The organism is Aquidulcibacter paucihalophilus (genome assembly GCF_002105465.1).
GTDB classification, from domain to species: domain Bacteria; phylum Pseudomonadota; class Alphaproteobacteria; order Caulobacterales; family Aquidulcibacteraceae; genus Aquidulcibacter; species Aquidulcibacter paucihalophilus.
The window spans coordinates 1-16,012 of record NZ_NCSQ01000159.1; the positions used below are offsets into that span (position 1 = coordinate 1).

General features: G+C 57.3%; 13 protein-coding genes and 1 pseudogene. 7 read left to right on the top strand and 7 right to left on the bottom strand.

Features of this window, described 5'->3' with window-relative positions; all coding sequences use genetic code 11:
- A partial coding sequence (locus B7364_RS11730; RefSeq protein WP_198534229.1) for an alpha-ketoglutarate-dependent dioxygenase AlkB occupies positions 1–228 on the top strand: 228 nt, incomplete at its 5' end.
- A 7-nt stretch (positions 229–235) separates the two neighbouring features.
- Here the strand turns inward: B7364_RS11730 and zapE are convergent.
- Positions 236–1,360: a cell division protein ZapE gene (gene zapE, locus B7364_RS11735; protein WP_085340227.1), complete on the bottom strand. Its 1,125-nt coding sequence runs from the start codon at positions 1,358–1,360 to the stop codon at positions 236–238.
- 428 nt (positions 1,361–1,788) lie between these two features.
- On the bottom strand, positions 1,789–3,282 hold the full coding sequence (locus B7364_RS11745) for a CoA-acylating methylmalonate-semialdehyde dehydrogenase (protein WP_085340229.1): 1,494 nt from the start codon (positions 3,280–3,282) through the stop codon (positions 1,789–1,791).
- A 246-nt stretch (positions 3,283–3,528) separates the two neighbouring features.
- Here B7364_RS11745 and B7364_RS11755 point away from each other — a divergent pair, with 246 nt between their 5' ends.
- From B7364_RS11755 to proB, 4 genes are all read left to right on the top strand, one after another.
- Positions 3,529–6,993, top strand: coding sequence for an autotransporter family protein (locus B7364_RS11755; RefSeq protein WP_198534230.1), 3,465 nt, complete (start codon positions 3,529–3,531; stop codon positions 6,991–6,993).
- A 128-nt stretch (positions 6,994–7,121) separates the two neighbouring features.
- Positions 7,122–7,994 (top strand): 1-acyl-sn-glycerol-3-phosphate acyltransferase, encoded by an 873-nt coding sequence (locus B7364_RS11760; RefSeq protein ID WP_106407623.1) that lies wholly within the window; start codon positions 7,122–7,124, stop codon positions 7,992–7,994.
- A gap of 62 nt (positions 7,995–8,056) precedes the next feature.
- Positions 8,057–9,133, top strand: a complete 1,077-nt coding sequence (gene obgE, locus B7364_RS11765) for a GTPase ObgE (RefSeq protein ID WP_085340232.1) — start codon at positions 8,057–8,059, stop codon at positions 9,131–9,133.
- Positions 9,130–10,254: a glutamate 5-kinase gene (gene proB, locus B7364_RS11770; protein ID WP_085340233.1), complete on the top strand. Its 1,125-nt coding sequence runs from the start codon at positions 9,130–9,132 to the stop codon at positions 10,252–10,254. Before obgE ends, proB begins: the two co-directional genes overlap by 4 nt.
- A 9-nt stretch (positions 10,255–10,263) precedes the next feature.
- On the opposite strand, the gene B7364_RS11775 is transcribed toward proB, so the two are convergent.
- Positions 10,264–10,551 carry a hypothetical protein gene (locus B7364_RS11775; RefSeq protein WP_157893666.1) on the bottom strand — a complete coding sequence of 96 codons (288 nt, stop codon included), beginning with the start codon at positions 10,549–10,551 and terminating at the stop codon, positions 10,264–10,266.
- Between the two features lie 218 nt (positions 10,552–10,769).
- Here B7364_RS11775 and B7364_RS11780 point away from each other — a divergent pair, with 218 nt between their 5' ends.
- Positions 10,770–11,624: an alpha/beta fold hydrolase gene (locus tag B7364_RS11780; protein WP_157893667.1), complete on the top strand. Its 855-nt coding sequence runs from the start codon at positions 10,770–10,772 to the stop codon at positions 11,622–11,624.
- A gap of 171 nt (positions 11,625–11,795) precedes the next feature.
- A complete protein-coding gene (locus tag B7364_RS11785; RefSeq protein ID WP_198534231.1) occupies positions 11,796–13,949 on the top strand; it encodes a methyl-accepting chemotaxis protein in 2,154 nt (717 codons plus the stop codon).
- 65 nt (positions 13,950–14,014) lie between these two features.
- Here the strand turns inward: B7364_RS11785 and B7364_RS11790 are convergent, their stop codons facing one another.
- The 4 genes and pseudogenes from B7364_RS11790 to rplU form a co-directional block, all read right to left on the bottom strand.
- On the bottom strand, positions 14,015–14,560 hold the full coding sequence (locus B7364_RS11790; protein WP_085340237.1) for a GNAT family N-acetyltransferase: 546 nt from the start codon (positions 14,558–14,560) through the stop codon (positions 14,015–14,017).
- Entirely contained in the window at positions 14,557–15,123 is a 567-nt protein-coding gene (locus B7364_RS11795) for a GNAT family N-acetyltransferase (protein WP_085340238.1), read from the bottom strand. The genes B7364_RS11790 and B7364_RS11795 overlap by 4 nt, the downstream gene beginning before the upstream one ends.
- Before the next feature lie 195 nt (positions 15,124–15,318).
- Positions 15,319–15,588, bottom strand: a complete 270-nt coding sequence (rpmA, locus tag B7364_RS11800) for a 50S ribosomal protein L27 (RefSeq protein ID WP_085340239.1) — start codon at positions 15,586–15,588, stop codon at positions 15,319–15,321.
- Positions 15,589–15,620: 32 nt separating this feature from the next.
- Positions 15,621–15,923: pseudogene (gene rplU / locus B7364_RS11805) on the bottom strand (50S ribosomal protein L21); the annotation flags it as partial.
- Positions 15,924–16,012 lie beyond the last annotated feature (89 nt).

Sequence of the window (16,012 nt, forward strand, 5' to 3'; positions counted from 1 at the left end):
CATCAACAGCCTCAAAGCGAGCAGTTTTTGCGGGTGTCCATCTTCCGCTTGGGTGGGCCACAAAGAGGTGGGCCAACCACGTCGCTTAAACTGTCTTCAGGTGATGTCGTGGTGCTGGGCGGTGCCTCGCGGCATTTCTACCACGGCATAGATCGGGTGCTGTCTGGCTCGTCCAGTCTGATACCCGGCGGCGGACGGATCAATCTGACGATGCGGGTGGTGGGTTAGGAGCCCCTCAATCCCCGCCTCGCTCTGCCGCCAGATAGTCGCGCGAGCGCATTTCATAGAGGCGGGAAGCGGTGCGTTCAAACTCAAAGGCTTGGTCGCCTGTGCCATAGAGGCGGTCGGGTTCAGCCTCGGCACTCATGATCAATTTGGTCTTGTTCTCGTAAAGTGCGTCAATCAGGGTGCGGAAGCGGGCGGCTTCATTGCGCTTTTCAGGTCCCATGATCGGAACCCCGTCCAACAGCAATGTCTCAAACCGCTTGGCAAGCGCCAGATAATCGCTGGCTCCAAGGGCTGCGACACACAAATCCTCAAAGCTCATACGCGCACAGCCAGCAGCCGCGCGTGCAATCTTTAGCTCGCGGCCTGATACAATCAGCGTGGTCGGGCGGGGTTGCGCGCCTTGGGTCAGGGCCGCCCAAGCTTGATCCATCGCGGCAAAAGCCCGCCCATCGAGGGGGCTATGATAGACAGGCTGGCTTTCAAGTCGCGCAAGGCGATAGTCACGCTGGCCATCCAAGGCGTGCAGCTCCAGCTTTTCTTCCAGCATGGCGATGAAGGGCAAGAAGAGTTGGCGGTTGATGCCATTCTTATAGAGGTCGCGCGGGTGGCGGTTCGAGGTGGCAACGACGACAACTTGGCGCATCCATAATTGCTCAAACAAGCGGCCAAGGATCATGGCGTCGGCAATGTCGGTCACTTGAAATTCGTCAAAGCATAAGAGCCAAGCTTCAGTGGCGATGGCCTTGGCAACCGGCGGGATCGGATCATCGCCCGCCCCTTTGACAAAATGGGGTTGTTGTTTGCGCTCTTGGGCGCTCATCGCCCGCCACGCATTCACCCCAGCATGCACCTCGGCCATGAACTCATGAAAATGCACGCGCCGCTTCTTTTCAACCGGGGCGACCTCAAAGAAGAGGTCCATCAGCATGCTTTTGCCGCGCCCCACCCCGCCATAGAGATAAATCCCCTCAGGCGCAGGCTCTGGCCTGCCGAACAGAAAACGCGCTTTACCGGGCCGCCAGTCCTTGAGGCGGTTCTGCAAGATACCCAACAATTCGACCGCCGCCGCTTGGGCGGGATCGAACTTGATCAAGCCTTGCTCGGCCTTTTGGCGGTAGAGGGCCGCTAGCATTTTAGATCCTTGGAGCTTGCTAAGTCGCCGAACCCCAATGCCCCTGAAACATCCCAAGACATGTGATCGAGCCTATCAAGCATTCTTTTGACCGAGTTGTTTCCGAATGCGCAGTCCAAGCCAAATGGTGCCGACGCCATACATTAAGGGAAGGAATAGAAAGATCCCAAAAAAGGAGAGGCTATAAGTCTCGCCACCTGTTTTGTAGGCAATGATTACGGTTACGAGAACAATCAAATAAGCCGTAAAGAAGATAAGTATGGCGAACAAGATGAGTTTGATTAACTTCTTCCAAGCTTTCTTGCGGACAAACTGAATTGATTGCCAAAATAGCATAAGGGTCCCAATGCCAGAGAGGAACCAAGTTGTTATCATTATCAGTTGGCCCATGTTGATTGATTCATTAGTTTGCTATTGTTCCCCCACCTTCATTTCATCGTCGGGATGACAAATTCTGCGGCACCTGCGCCTTCGGGCCAGCGGGCGGTGACGGTTTTGACTTTGGTAAAGAAGCGCACCCCTTCAGTCCCGTGCTGGTTGGCGTCGCCAAAGGCAGAGCGTTTCCAGCCACCAAAGCTGTGATAGGCCAAGGGCACGGGGATGGGCACATTGATGCCCACCATGCCGACTTCAACGCGGCTGGCGAATTCGCGCGCGGCGCGGCCATTGCGGGTATAGATGGCGGTGCCATTGCCATATTGGTGCGCATTAGGCAGGGCAATTGCGCTGTCAAAATCCTCTGCCCGCGCGATTTGCAAGACAGGCCCGAAGATTTCGGTCTTATAGCTCTCCATCGTGGGTGTGACCCGGTCGATCAGCGAGCCGCCCAGATAAAAGCCATCTTCATAGCCTTGGAACGAAACTGTGCGGCCATCGACCACAAGCTCTGCGCCTTCCTGCACCGATTTGTCGATCCAATTAATGACATTCTGGCGGTGTTCGCGGCTGATCAGCGGACCGTAATCGACCTCGGGGTCAAGGCTTGGGCCAACCTTGAGGGCTTCGACGCGGGGCTTCAGACGGGCAATTAGGGCGTCTGCCACTTTGTCGGTCACAGGCACAGCCACCGAAATCGCCATACAGCGCTCGCCCGCACTGCCATAGCCTGCGCCGATAAGGTCATTGGTCACTTGGTCGAGGTCAGCGTCGGGCAGGATGATGGCATGGTTCTTGGCCCCACCCATGGCTTGGACGCGCTTTCCATAGGTGGCACCCTTGGCATAAATATATTCGGCCACAGCCGAGGAGCCGACAAAGCTGACAGCCTTCACATCGGGGTGCTCTAGGATTGCATCCACCACCGCTTTGTCGCCATTGACGACTTGATAAATGCCATCGGGTAGGCCTGCCTCCCGTAACAGCTCGCCCAAGCGCACGGGCACAGAGGGGTCTTTTTCGCTGGGCTTACAGATAAAGGCATTGCCGCAGGCAATGGCCACGCCAAACATCCACATCGGGATCATCGCGGGGAAGTTGAACGGGGTGATGCCCGCGACCACGCCAAGCGGCTGGCGCATGGAATACATATCAATGCCGGGGCCGGCACCTTCGGTAAACTCCCCCTTCAATAAATGCGGAATGCCGCAGGCAAATTCGATGACTTCAAGGCCGCGCTGAATATCGCCCTTGGCGTCCGCGACCGTCTTGCCATGCTCGGACGACAACAGGCGGGCCAAATCCTCCATATCGCGTTCCAAGAGGGCCTTGAACGCAAACATCACCCGCGCGCGCTTTTGGGGATTGGTGGCCGCCCAAGCCGGTTGGGCAGCTTTGGCTCCGGCCACCGCCTCAGCCAGAAAGTCCGCCGAAGCCAATTCCACCAGCGCTTGGACCTTGCCCGTAGACGGATCATAGACATTGTGGAAGCGGCCTGTATTTGCCGCTTTGGTTTGTCCGTCGATGAAATGATGGATTTCGCGCATGGTGCTGCCCCTTATCTTCCGATAGCCTTAGCCTGTGATGCGGCAGAGATAAACTGTATGGGTTCAGCCAGTATCAGGCGGCATTGTCGTCGCCTTGAAGATCATGAACAAAACGATAATCACGAAGGCTTGATCCAACGTGCTATGGCATTGACGCCCACCTGCCAAGCTTTAGTTTCGCGCAACTTAGAAGCGACAGCGCGGCTCTTAAGCGCTGGGGTAATCGCGATTTGAGGGGGTATGAAAATGAAGATTTCGAGAAAAACTTTAACCAATACAGTGGCTAGCTTGGCTTTGGGCTTTGGTGCGTTCGCAGGTGCGCCGGCTGTGGCGCTGGTCACCCCCGATTCAGTTTCGCCCGCTGCGGTGGTCGATACCAATAATACGCGGCCCTATTGGGTCGGCTTGGGCATCCGTAATGAAGCTGGCACCGGTGGCGGGACCTGTACGGGCCTGCTTATCAATCCGCGTACCGTTCTGTTTGCCGCCCATTGTGTCGATAGTTTGGCTCCAGGCGCGTATGACGGCAATTCGCGCGGTAATCGCGCCCAAGTCGGTTACACAACCGACCCCACTTTTGGCAATGTGAACCTGCGCAACTGGCTCTTCGGGCAAGACTTTATCGTGCCGCGCGGGGATGGACGGACCATGGTGAACTCAACCATGGTTTGGTGGGATCCGCGCGCCCGCAATGGCCCCAATGCGCGCGCCAATGAAGGCACCTTCCTGCCTGCCGATATTGCAATTGCTGGCTTTGATACCCCGACCGAAATCTTGGGACGCGATGCAGCCAATGGGATTGGTCTGTTGTTTTCGCAAGTTAGCGGTGCTGTCCCTGTAACCATTGGCGGCTATGGCCAAGCGGGCAATGGCTTGACGGGTGCCCGTCTATCCGGAACGGACGATACCTTCTTCCGCCGTTTGGGCAGTAATGTGCTGCAGTTTTTGGGCAGTTCCCGTGATCTGAACATTGGCGTCTATGGGGCTGCTATCGGCAATGGCTTGAGCCCTTCGACCCTTGTCTATCAAGACATGTATTGGTTCGATTTCGACGATCCATCGCGCGCCACGCGCCCCTTTTCGGCCAGCATCACGCGCAGTGCCACTGGCAATACGTTTGATTTCGACGTGTTTCCGGGCGCAGCGGTTGCGGGCGAAGCCAGCACGGCGGCAGGGGATTCGGGCAGCCCTCTGGTGACTTCCGCATTTGGACGGGAAGTTTCTTTGGGCGTGTTGAGCCAGGGGTCGCGCTTCTTCTTTGATGCGGTTGGCAATCCGAATGACAATTTCGGCTTCTTCTCGGTTCCCTTTGCCAATTTTGGCACGATCGCAGGCTATAACCCGCTTTATCTGTTCTGGGATCAAATCCTGATCAATAACCCCTACAAATATGTGACGGTTGCCGCAGGCGATGGGGAGTGGACGGATGCGACACGCTGGCGGCAAGAGTTAGACCCGCTTTATTTCACCTTGTCAGGGTCCACTTTGGTCAATGCTTTGCCGACAACGGCAGCAGCCGGCGTAACGGACGCTTCCACCAATTTTGGTACCATCACGCCAAACCCTGCGAACATAAAGCTCTGCACCTTGTCGAGCACCTGTCCGGCAACGGGCGGCACCGCTAATCCGCTCCACACTGATAATGCTGGGATCGTGAATTTGGTGTCGGATGCCGTAGAAGCCGAGACCGGCTCAGGCGAAGTCGCGCCCAGCCGCTTTATGGGCGCAAGCGCAGAAGCGGTGGCGAGCACTCAGGATCTGCCCAGTGCAAAGGTCGATTGGATCGCCTCAGAAGCATCCTCGACCTTGCCCTGGACCTCCGGCCGTCTGGCCCTCAATTCTGGGGCCCTAACGGGGGTTGGTACCAGTGGCTTCACACCCAATAATACCGATGGCGTGGCCGGGGTGCAAAACTCCACCCGTTATTTCGAAGTCAATTTGCGCGCGGCAGGCACAACCTCGATGACAGGCGTTACCGCCACAATCGACCGCCTCAATGTGCGGGGTGCGCAGTCGGGCTTGAATATCCGGGCTGGTAGCCGCTTGAACACCACGATCTCGTCCTTTGTGGATGCGGGTGTCTTGAATGTCGATGGCATTTTCGCGCCGCGCCAACTCAATGTTTTGGGCGGTACCGTGTCGGGCTCTGGTTCGATCCTGACCCAATCGGGCGTCTTGGTTGCTGGCGGCGTATTAACCCCGGGGGCAGCTGGTGGCGTCGGGACCTTGTCGATCAGCGGCGGGGCTGGCTTTGGCAGCACGGGCACATTTGGTGTTGATATCGCCAGTGCATCATCTGCTGACCGCTTGAATGTGACTGGCAATCTGGTGTTGGGCGGTGGCTTTGCTGCCAACTTCTTGAATAATTATGTCCCAGACTTTGGCACCAGCTGGAATATTGCTTCGGCTACGGGCACGACGAGCGGCGCCTTCACTCTGATTGCGTCGAACTTGCCCGGCGTCTTGCGCGCGACACCGCGTGTATCTGGCCGGGATGTGTTCCTCGACATTACGGCAGTGCCTTACACCTCGTTTGCGGCCTGCTCGAGTGTACAATGTTCGGGGCTTGCAAGCCTGCTCGATAGTAACCGCGCCAGCAATTACAACAGCTTGGCGTCCATCTATCGCTTCTCGGACCGTCTCAATCCCATCGAGGCCGCAAACTTCCTGCAGGCCTTGACCCCCTGGGATAACCAGCTTGCGGCCCAATCCATGTTGCGGACGTCGGAATCCATGAGTGCCATGATCATGGGACGTGTGGCCCAAGTGCGGCAGACCGGTGCGCAAGGTGCCCATTGGGGCGGCATTCAAATGGCCGCTATCAGTGGCGGCACTGGCGTGATGACCGATGCAGGCGATGTTCTGCCGGCATCCAGCGGTTCCACGGCGATGAAACCCGGCTGGAGCGCCTTTGGTGAAGTGCGTGGCCTTCGTGCCCATGTAGAGGCTCAAAGGGGCTTTTTGGGCGCGCGGACGGAGACCGTGACGGGTGTGGTCGGTCTTGACTATAGCCAGAAAAATTATGTCTTGGGGGCGGCCCTCCATCTCGCCAATGGCACCAGCAAATTGTCGAACCGCAGCGCCAAGACAAAGTCGGACGCGGCGGCCTTGTCTGTCTATGGCAGTGTGTCTGGACCCGTCTTGGCCTTGGACGCCTATGCCTCTCGGGGGGCTGGTAATCTCGACATGACGCGTTTTGCAGGACCCTTGGCGGCGTCGGGCTCAACCGATAGCACGCTGACCAGCTTGGGTGCCGCACTCAGTGCCACCCAGAAAACCGCGTGGGGTTCTTACATACCCAGCGTCTCCATTGCCTATGACAAGGCTGAGATTGATGCCTATCGGGAGTCTGGACCGATTGGTCTAACGGTGGGCGCGCGTACCGTTGAAGCGCTGGTGGCCCGCTTGGGTGTGACAGCCTATGGCGACTTTGGCACGGGCGGCAACATCAAGCCTTGGGCACGGGTTGCCCTCGCCCATGACTTCCAAGCCTTGGACACAGGTGCCAGCGGCCTTGGCTTTGCTGCGGCTTCCAGCGTGACCTTGGCCAATGTGGCGGGCCTTGCGCAGGATAAATCCTGGGGCGAAGTCGGCCTTGGGGTTGAGGCCAAGCTAAAGTCGGCTACCTTGGGTCTCAGCTATGAGACGACGATTGACCGCACCGATGTTCGGGTGGAACAGGTGCGCGCCCGGGTCCGCGTCGCTTTCTAAGTCACGTTTGATACATCCATTGCCAAGCCCAAAGCCGCGCGCTTTGGGCTTGGTATCTGGGCTTGCCAAATCCATCTGGTCCATGGCAGCTTCTACCCCAGCGACCGCTTGCGTCGTTGGATTGTTTGATGCCTGAACAGCAACCCCATCGCGACAAACATATCATCGATATCCTGATCGAAGAGCGTGCGCCCAGTCTCGCAAAGTCGGTGTTTTGGCCGATTATTCGGGCGTCTCTCAACAAATTGCTCGATTATGATCAGGCGGTCACCATGGCCGACACCATCGCATCCCTGCCGGGCCTGCCCGCATTAGAGGAAGTGGCGCATCTTCTGTCGGTCCGCACGCAAACACGGGGGTTTGAGCATATTCCTCAAAGTGGTCGGTGTGTGATTGTGGCCAATCATCCAACCGGGATTGCGGACGGCATCGCGGCTTGGGACGCGATCAAACCTATCCGGCCCGACTTAATCTTCTATGCCAATGCCGATGCCCATCGTGTGTCTGCCGGCTTTATCGACGTCTTGGTGCCGGTTGAGTGGGAAGAGCATAAGCGGACCCGGGAGAAAACGCGCGAGACCTTGCGGCTGACCCAAGAGGCGTTTCAAGCAGAGCGGGCGATCTTTATCTTTCCGGCTGGTCGGCTTGCCCGCCATGTGAATGGGGTTTTGCGAGATCCAGAGTGGATGAGTTCGGCCGTCTCCATCGCCCGAAAGAATCGTGCCCCAATTGTGCCGATCCATATGACAGGTCCTTGGAGCTTTTGGTTTCACTTTTTTGATCGCTTTTCCAAGGAATTGCGTGACATCACTTTATTCAAAGAGCTGTTGAACAAGAAAGGCCAGCTCTTCACCTTGTCGGCCGGTCCCGCGATCCCCCCCGACCATCTTTTGGGCGATGCGGCCGAGGTAACAGAGCGTCTCAAACAGCATGTCGAAACGGTGATGCCCGACCGCCCCGATGCGCCCTTTGTGCCGCTGGCACCCGCACCTGCAGCCTGAAATCTACCCCCTGAATGGCTTGGCTTTCATTGTGGCGCGTTCCGCGCTAATCTCTGCAGGTTATGAAATTCCTTGATCAAGCAAAAATCTACATCCGTTCCGGCGACGGCGGCAACGGCTCGTCCTCGTTCCGGCGGGAGAAATATATCGAATTTGGCGGACCAGACGGCGGTGATGGCGGTCGCGGTGGCGACGTGGTGGTCGAAGCTGTCGACGGCCTCAACACGCTTATCGACTATCGCTATTTGCAACACTTCAAGGCTGATCGCGGCCAGAATGGCATGGGTCGCCAAAAGCATGGGGCTTCGGCGGAAGACCTAGTGCTGAAAGTGCCGGTTGGGACACAGATTTTAGAAGAAGATCGTGAGACCTTGATCGCCGACCTTGCCAAGATTGGCGACCGTGTGGTGCTGGCCAAGGGTGGCAATGGTGGTTGGGGCAATTTGCATTTCAAAAGCTCTGTCAACCAAGCCCCAGATCGGGCTAACCGTGGGCTTGAAGGCGAAGAGAAATTTGTTTGGTTGCGGCTTAAGCTGATCGCCGATGCGGGCCTTGTGGGCCTGCCCAACGCTGGCAAGTCGACCTTTCTTGCTGCGGTTTCTTCGGCCAATCCGAAAGTGGCCGCCTATCCTTTTACCACCTTGCACCCCAATTTGGGCGTGGTGACCTTGGGGCCTGATACGCGCTTTGTGATTGCCGATATTCCCGGTCTGATTGAAGGGGCAGCCGAAGGGGCAGGTCTCGGCACGCGTTTCCTTGGCCATGTCGAACGCTGCGCCGCCTTGCTCCATCTAATTGATGGCACGGAAGACGATGTCGCCCAAGCCTATCGTACCGTACGCGGTGAGTTGGAGGCCTATGGCGAAGATCTTGCCCGAAAGCCGGAGATCATCGCCCTCAATAAGATTGATGCCTTGAGCCCAGAGGAAGTTGCCGAAAAGCGGGCCGCCTTATCTAAAGAAGCGGGCCGAACCGTGCTTGCTATCTCTGGCGTGTCTAACTCAGGCGTACGCGGAGCTTTGGGTCTGCTCTGGCGGGAAATTGCGAAATCGCGCGGCATTCTTTCTCCAGATTTGCATGATGTGGACTCATTCGGTGCGCCGTTGGCTGAAGCCAATGAGGACGGTTGGGCACCATGACGCATCGGGCTTTGCGTCAAGCCAAACGCATTGTTCTCAAGTTTGGTTCGTCGCTCATCATTGATCCCGCCAGCGGGGAAGCCCGCACGGCGTGGCTGGCGACGGTGGCCCAAGATGTGGCCCAGGCGCGAAGCCAAGGCCAACAGATCGTCATCGTCACCTCGGGTGCCGTCGCACTTGGGCGCGGGGCCTTGGGTTTGCCAGCGGGAAAATTGAAGCTGGAAGAAAAGCAGGCCGCTGCTGCGGCTGGTCAAGTCCGGCTGATGGCCGCTTGGGGTGAGGCGTTTGCCCAGCAAGGCATTGCCGTCGCTCAAGCCCTTGTTACCCCAGATGACACCGAACGGCGCAGGCGCTGGTTGAATGCGCGCGCAACGCTCGACACCTTGTTGGCATGCGGGGCTGTCCCCGTCGTCAATGAGAATGACACAGTTGCTACAGATGAGCTGCGCTATGGCGATAATGATCGGTTGGCCGCCCGTGTGGGGCAAATGATCGGGGCAGACGCCCTCATTCTTTTTTCAGACGTTGATGGTCTGTATGAAGCCGATCCGCGCCAAAATCCCGATGCCGCGCATCTTGGCGAGGTCCGCGAGATTACCGACGCAATCGAGGCCATGGCAGGGGGCATTAATCAAAAGGCCGGCGTTGGCTCCGGCGGGATGCGCACAAAGATTGACGCAGCCAGGATCGCCACCGCTGCTGGGTGTAGCGTGGCCATCAAGGACGGCTTCTTAGACCATCCGTTCCGTCGCCTTTTAGAGGGGGGACGCTCAACCTGGTTTATTCCGGCCGCAGATCGCGAGAGCGCGCGACGGGCTTGGCTGGGCCACAGCCTGAATCCCGCTGGCAGTTTCTGTGTTGACGCGGGCGCAGCAAAGGCCCTCAAAAGCGGCGCAAGCCTCTTGTCGGTTGGCGTAACTTCCGTCGAAGGACAATTTGAGCGTGGCGACGCGATTGCGATCAAAGATGGGGCTGGCCGCATCGTGGCGCATGGCATTTCTGCCTATTCTTCCTCCGATGCGCTGCAAATCCTTGGCCGCCATAGCGACGAGATTGAAGAGATACTGGGCTATGCGGGCAGGCCGGCTTTGGTGCACCGTGATGACCTCGTGCTGGCCTAAGTCTGGGCGTTAGGCGGCCCAGCGCTTCTCATTCAGTTCACGGTCAATCGCTTGGGCAAAGTCCTGTTTCGTCAAAACCAGCTTTTCAGTGGCTTGAACTTGTTTGCCCACCTTACGCGCCACATAGCGCTGCAATTGCCCGTCTGCGCGAATACCAGTCAGGCGCTTGAGATAATTGATTTGGGCCGTCGTTGGTCGACTGGCGGTCGGCAAGGGCGAGTCCTGCCGTGGGGATGGGGCCACAGGCTTGGTGTGGGGGCGTTCTGCCTCCAAGGCTGGCAAAAGAGATAATTGCATCGCCATTCCTTTCTGGTCTGACTGCGATTGATAAGAACAAGATAGGAACGAAAAAACGAGTCTGCAAGAGAGATCGACAAAATAAGCGCTTTCTTACGTCCGATTATGACGTTTGTTATCCCTGAGTCAGGTTCATGGGCCGTTCAGACCTTGTTTCGTATCGCCAAATAGGCCTTAAACTAGTCTCTTCAGAGCCAAAGGCGCGGTTGGGAGCGAGTATGAACGAGCATATGATTGTCGGCCATGATGGGGTGAAGACTTATGTCGCGGATTTCGACCCAGTTGGGGCCTATACGGGGCCGCCTGTTCTGTGTCTGCATGGCCTGACGCGCAATCATAAAGACTTTTTGGCAGTCATCGAACCGATTCGCCGCATGGGCCGTCGGGTCTTAGCGCTCGATGTACGTGGTCGGGGTCGCTCGGATTGGGACCCCAATCCTAGCAATTATAATCCATTGGTCTATGCGCAAGATGTTCTGACCGTTTTGAACCGACTGGGTCTTAAGCGGGCCGTGTTCCTTGGAACGAGCATGGGCGGCATTATCACCATGCTGGTCGCCGCTTTTTCCCAAACTACCGTTGCGGGCGCGATCTTGAACGATATTGGTCCTGAAGTGGATCCCACAGGCCTGAAGCGCATTCAAGGCTATGTTGGTAAAATGGGGCGAGCCCAGACTTGGGATGAAGCTGCGACCATGATGTCGGTGATCGGCGAAGCCGCTTTCCCAGACAAAGACCTTGCTTTTTGGGCAGATTTTGCCCGAAAGACCTGTATTGAGACTGCCGATGGGATTGTGTTCGACTATGACCCCGCCATCGCACATGTGGCCAGTTCTGGCGGAACCGAGGCCATTCCAACCCTGTGGGATCAGTATGGGGCGCTGTTGCCGATCCCAACAGCGGTTATTCGCGGTGCACTTTCGGATCTTTTGTCGGCTGAAATTGTCGCGCGGATGAAGCTTGCGAAGCCGGACCTCATCACAGCCGAGGTCCCCAATGTTGGCCATGCGCCAACCCTGGAAGAACCGGAGGCTTGGGCAGCAATTGAAGCGATCATTCGTCAGACAAAATAAGGTAGACTCAAGGTATTGAGTAGAGCAGTTGCAAGCTGAACCCTGTCCATATTTGTAAACATATACGTAACCACTTATCGGATATAACGACCCGTAGATTCTATGGTGCTGAGTACTATCGAGACAGGCTCGATGGATGAAGATGTCGGCCCAAGACCAGGGAGAGTTGTCATGTTGTCTGGGTTGAATAAAGTAGCGATTTCGAAAAAGCTACCGATGGTGATTGCGGGTCTTGCGGCCTTGGCGGGGGCGATGTCGGGTGGAGCCGCCTACTTAAACTCCCAACATAATATCAACACTGAAACCCAGAGTATGTTGACAGAAACGGCGCTTTCGAGGGCCGAGGCAGCCAAGGCCTTCTTCGACACGTCGGGCGCGCAAGCAAAAGAATTGGCTTCCAGCGCGATTATTTCCTCCGCGCTCGACCGTTTTGCCGCCGCCTATGCGCAATTGGGCCCCGATGCGGAAGCTCAACTTCAGGCCACCTATATTGATCAGAACCCCAATCCAGCTGGTCAAAAGGAAAAGTGGGACGCAGCAAACAATGGCACGGCCTATGATGCAGTCCATGCCGAGCTGCATCCTTGGTTACGCAATATTCTGCGTACGAACGATTTCTACGACATCTTCTTGTTCGATGCGAATGGCCAGAATGTCTATACGGTTTTCAAAGAGCGTGACTTCGCGACCCAATTGGCAAACGGCAAATGGAAGGATTCCGGTCTTGGCGTGGTCGTCCGCGACGTGATCGCCGCAGGTGCCAACGCAGAACCAAAGCTTGCAGACTTTAAACCCTATGCGCCATCGGCCGATGTGCCAGCTGGCTTCATTGCCGTGCCCATTAAGGGCGCTAATGGCGAGTTGAAGGGCGTGTTCGCTATCCAATTGTCGATCAACAAGCTGGATGCGGCGATGAAGCCACAGCCGGCAAACGGCAAAACGGGCGAAAACACGCTGATTGGTGAAGACTTTTTGGTGCGTAACAACTCACCACACGCCAAAGAGCCAACCATTCTCAAGCAAAAGGTCGACAATGAGTTTGTGAAGCAAAGCTTTGAAGGCAAATCCATCACAACCGTGACCAAAGACGTGGACGGTAATGCAGCCATCACCGCTTTCGTGCCCTTCACCACCTTGGGTGCAAAGTTTGTTGTATCCGCCGATGAAACCGTTGCTGAAGCGCAAGAGCCCTTGCGGGCTTTGGCCTTGAACATTTTGTTGGCCACCTTGGTTGCCATTGGTGCTGCCGCTGCAGCAGGCTTCTGGTTTGCCCGCAGCTTGTCCAAGCCAATCTCGGACCTTACCGATACGATGCGCACGCTCGCCGGTGGTGTGACCGATCTCATGGTTCCAGGCCGTGATCGTGGTGACGAATTGGGTGAAATGGCCGAAGCGGTTGAAGTCTTCCGGGAAAATGCCATTGAGCGCATCGCTCTTGAAGCCGCTGCCAGCGAAGAAACCAAGATCCAAATGCGCCGCGCAGAAGCCATTGCCGCTGCTACCCAAGCCTATGAGCAAGTGGCGGGCGACATGCTGCGCACCGTCGCTGCCGCTTCGGCAGAGTTGGAAGCAACCGCACAAGCCATGACCGCGGCTGCTGACCGCACCAATATGATGGCCTCCAGCGTGGCCGCTGCCGCCGAAGAAAGCACTGTCAGTGCTTCAACTGCGGCGGGTTCGGCTGAAAGCCTCACCACTTCGATCTCGACCATTCAGTCCAATGTGTCTGAATCGAGCTCGGTTGCCATTGAAGCGGTCCGCTTGAGCGGGGAAGCCCAAGGCGCGGTGAGCGAACTGGCCAATTCCGCCCGTCGCATCGGCGAAGTGGTTGAGCTGATCAAAGGCATCGCCGACCAAACCAACCTCTTGGCGCTGAACGCCACCATCGAAGCGGCACGTGCCGGGGAAGCAGGTCGTGGCTTTGCCATCGTGGCCCAAGAAGTCAAAAATCTTGCAAGCCAAACCGGCAATGCGACGGAGGATATCGCCGCCCAAATCGGCTCGATCCAAGGCGCTGTGGATGGTGCCGTGGATGCCATGTCGCGCATCGAAGCCGTTATCACCCTGATCAACCAAAATGCGGGCATGATTGGCCAGTCGGTTGATATACAGGCAACGGTGACCCAAGAGATCGCCAGCGCCATTACCCAAGTGGCTGCCGCTTCTCAATCGGTGGCCTCCGACGTCTCGCGCGTGACCGAAACCGCGGGGGAAACTGGCGCGGCTGCAAGCCAAGTGTTGGCCGCCAGCCGCGAACTCTCGGTCCAAGCCGCCAAGCTCGATCAAGAGACGCAAGAATTCTTGGAGCGCGTCCGCGCCGCCTAATCGGGCCTCGATTCTCTTTGACCCTCAAAAAAGGCCCGCTGAGCGATCAGCGGGCCTTCTTCACTTCAGGCTACAGCCAAGTGAGTCGGGGCACCCAAGCTCTTGTGGAAGGACATTAAGGGGATGCGGTCTTGTTGGGCCAAGCTGAAGCGCTGGACCGCACCCTTTGGAACAAAGCCCAGCTTCTCCAGCAGATGTAGGCTTGCCGGATTGTCGGGATGGGCTTCTGCTTCCAAGGTGGTAAAGCTTGTCTGACGGGCTACCCAGTCTAGCACCGCCTCCATCGCCTCGCGCCCGAGGCCTTGGCCCCAGAATTCTGGCAGGAAGGCATAGCCCAATTGGGCGCAGCCAGGTCGGGTTTGCCGCAGGCCAATCTGGCCGACAACATCGCCCTCGCCATTCTCCACTGCCCAGACAAATTCAAGGCCGCGGGCCTCACTAGCCCGGATCATCAAGATCATCGCGCTGGCATGCAGGGGCGTGAATGGCTTGGGGATGGTGCACAAACCGCGCGCCACTTCGGGCCGGTTCAAGAGATCGGCGAGCGCAAGGCTATCCTCATGTTCTAACGGCCGCAGCAAGAGGCGCGGGGTCAATAGGGCTGGCGTCATGACCTCGGTCTCCTTTCTGCTTCGGCGATATCGCGCCGCATGACTTGTGTGGGCGAGGATTTGCCCGTTGCGAGCACACTCAATTCGAGAATCGCATCGACCTTGTAGAAGCCAAGTTTTTCAAGCACGTGACCAGATTGTGTGTTTGCCGTGGCAAACCCAGCCACAAAATAGACAGGATCAAGGTCGGTGATTGCCGCCGCGATCAGGGCTTTACCGGCTTCGGTGGCATAGCCCTTGCCCCAGTACGGGAAGCCTAGCCAATAGCCGAGTTCCCAGGCAGAGCTGCCATCCAGCGTCATGCGGTCCATCCAGTGCAGACCCATGGCCCCCATAAAGCCCTCAGCCTTGTGCTCAATCGCAAAGACGTAGTTTTCCTTACCGGCCCACATGTCAGGCTGTTTGCTTAACCAGTCTTCGCCGTCCTCCACACGGTAAGGGTGGGGCATGCGGGATAGATTGCCCGATACGCGCAGATCATTTGCCAGGCATACCAGACGATCGAGGTCAGTCATCTGCAAGGGGCGCAGGGTGAGGCGGCTCGTGTCAATTTGTGTACGCATGGCAAAGTCTCCAAAAGGAAACCCGCGCGGGGTGGGGGGAGACTGGCCCGAACCCTAAACGGGTTCAAAGGACCTATTTGCATCAGGGCAACATGCAAACGGGGGGCCGGTGATCCGGCCCCCCGCGCGGGAAATGGTCTGTTTGACCGGATCACCCCTTTTCAGGGAGACGATCCGGAGTGGTTCAGGACCGCCTTATTCTGCTGCTTCCGCAATTGGCATGACGGATACAAAACATTTGTCGTCGCGCTTGCGGGTATAGACGACCTGGCCATTGGCGGTCGCAAACAGGGTGTGGTCGCGGCCAAGGCCAACGTTTTCACCGGCAAAGAATTTGGTGCCGCGTTGACGCACAAGGATGTTGCCCGAAACAACCATTTCGTTGCCGAACTTCTTGACGCCCAAACGCTTGGAGTGCGAGTCGCGACCGTTGCGTGACGAGCCGCCGGCTTTTTTATGTGCCATGTGTCAGTCTCCTGTGCGCTTGGTTACGCGTTGACGGCGGTGATGTGAACGACACTGCCCCATTGGCGGTGGCCGTTACGACGACGATAGGTCGAGCGACGGGTCTTTTTCATGACCATCACTTTGTCGCCCTTGCGGGTTTCCAGCAAAGTTGCAGCAACCGTTGCGCCTGCCACGAGGGGGGCACCAACGGTGACGCCTGCTTCACCACCAACCATCAGCACGTCGCTGAAGGTGATGGCGCTGCCTGCTTCGCCTTCTAATTTCTCAATCACAAGCTTGTCGCCTGCAGCGACTTTATATTGCTTGCCGCCAGTTTTGATCACCGCGAACATCGCGCTGTTCCTTGATAAGGGGCGAACGGACCAGACCGGGGATCGGGATGGGGTTCGCGGAATAAACGAAAGCGCCCGCCATGACGGCG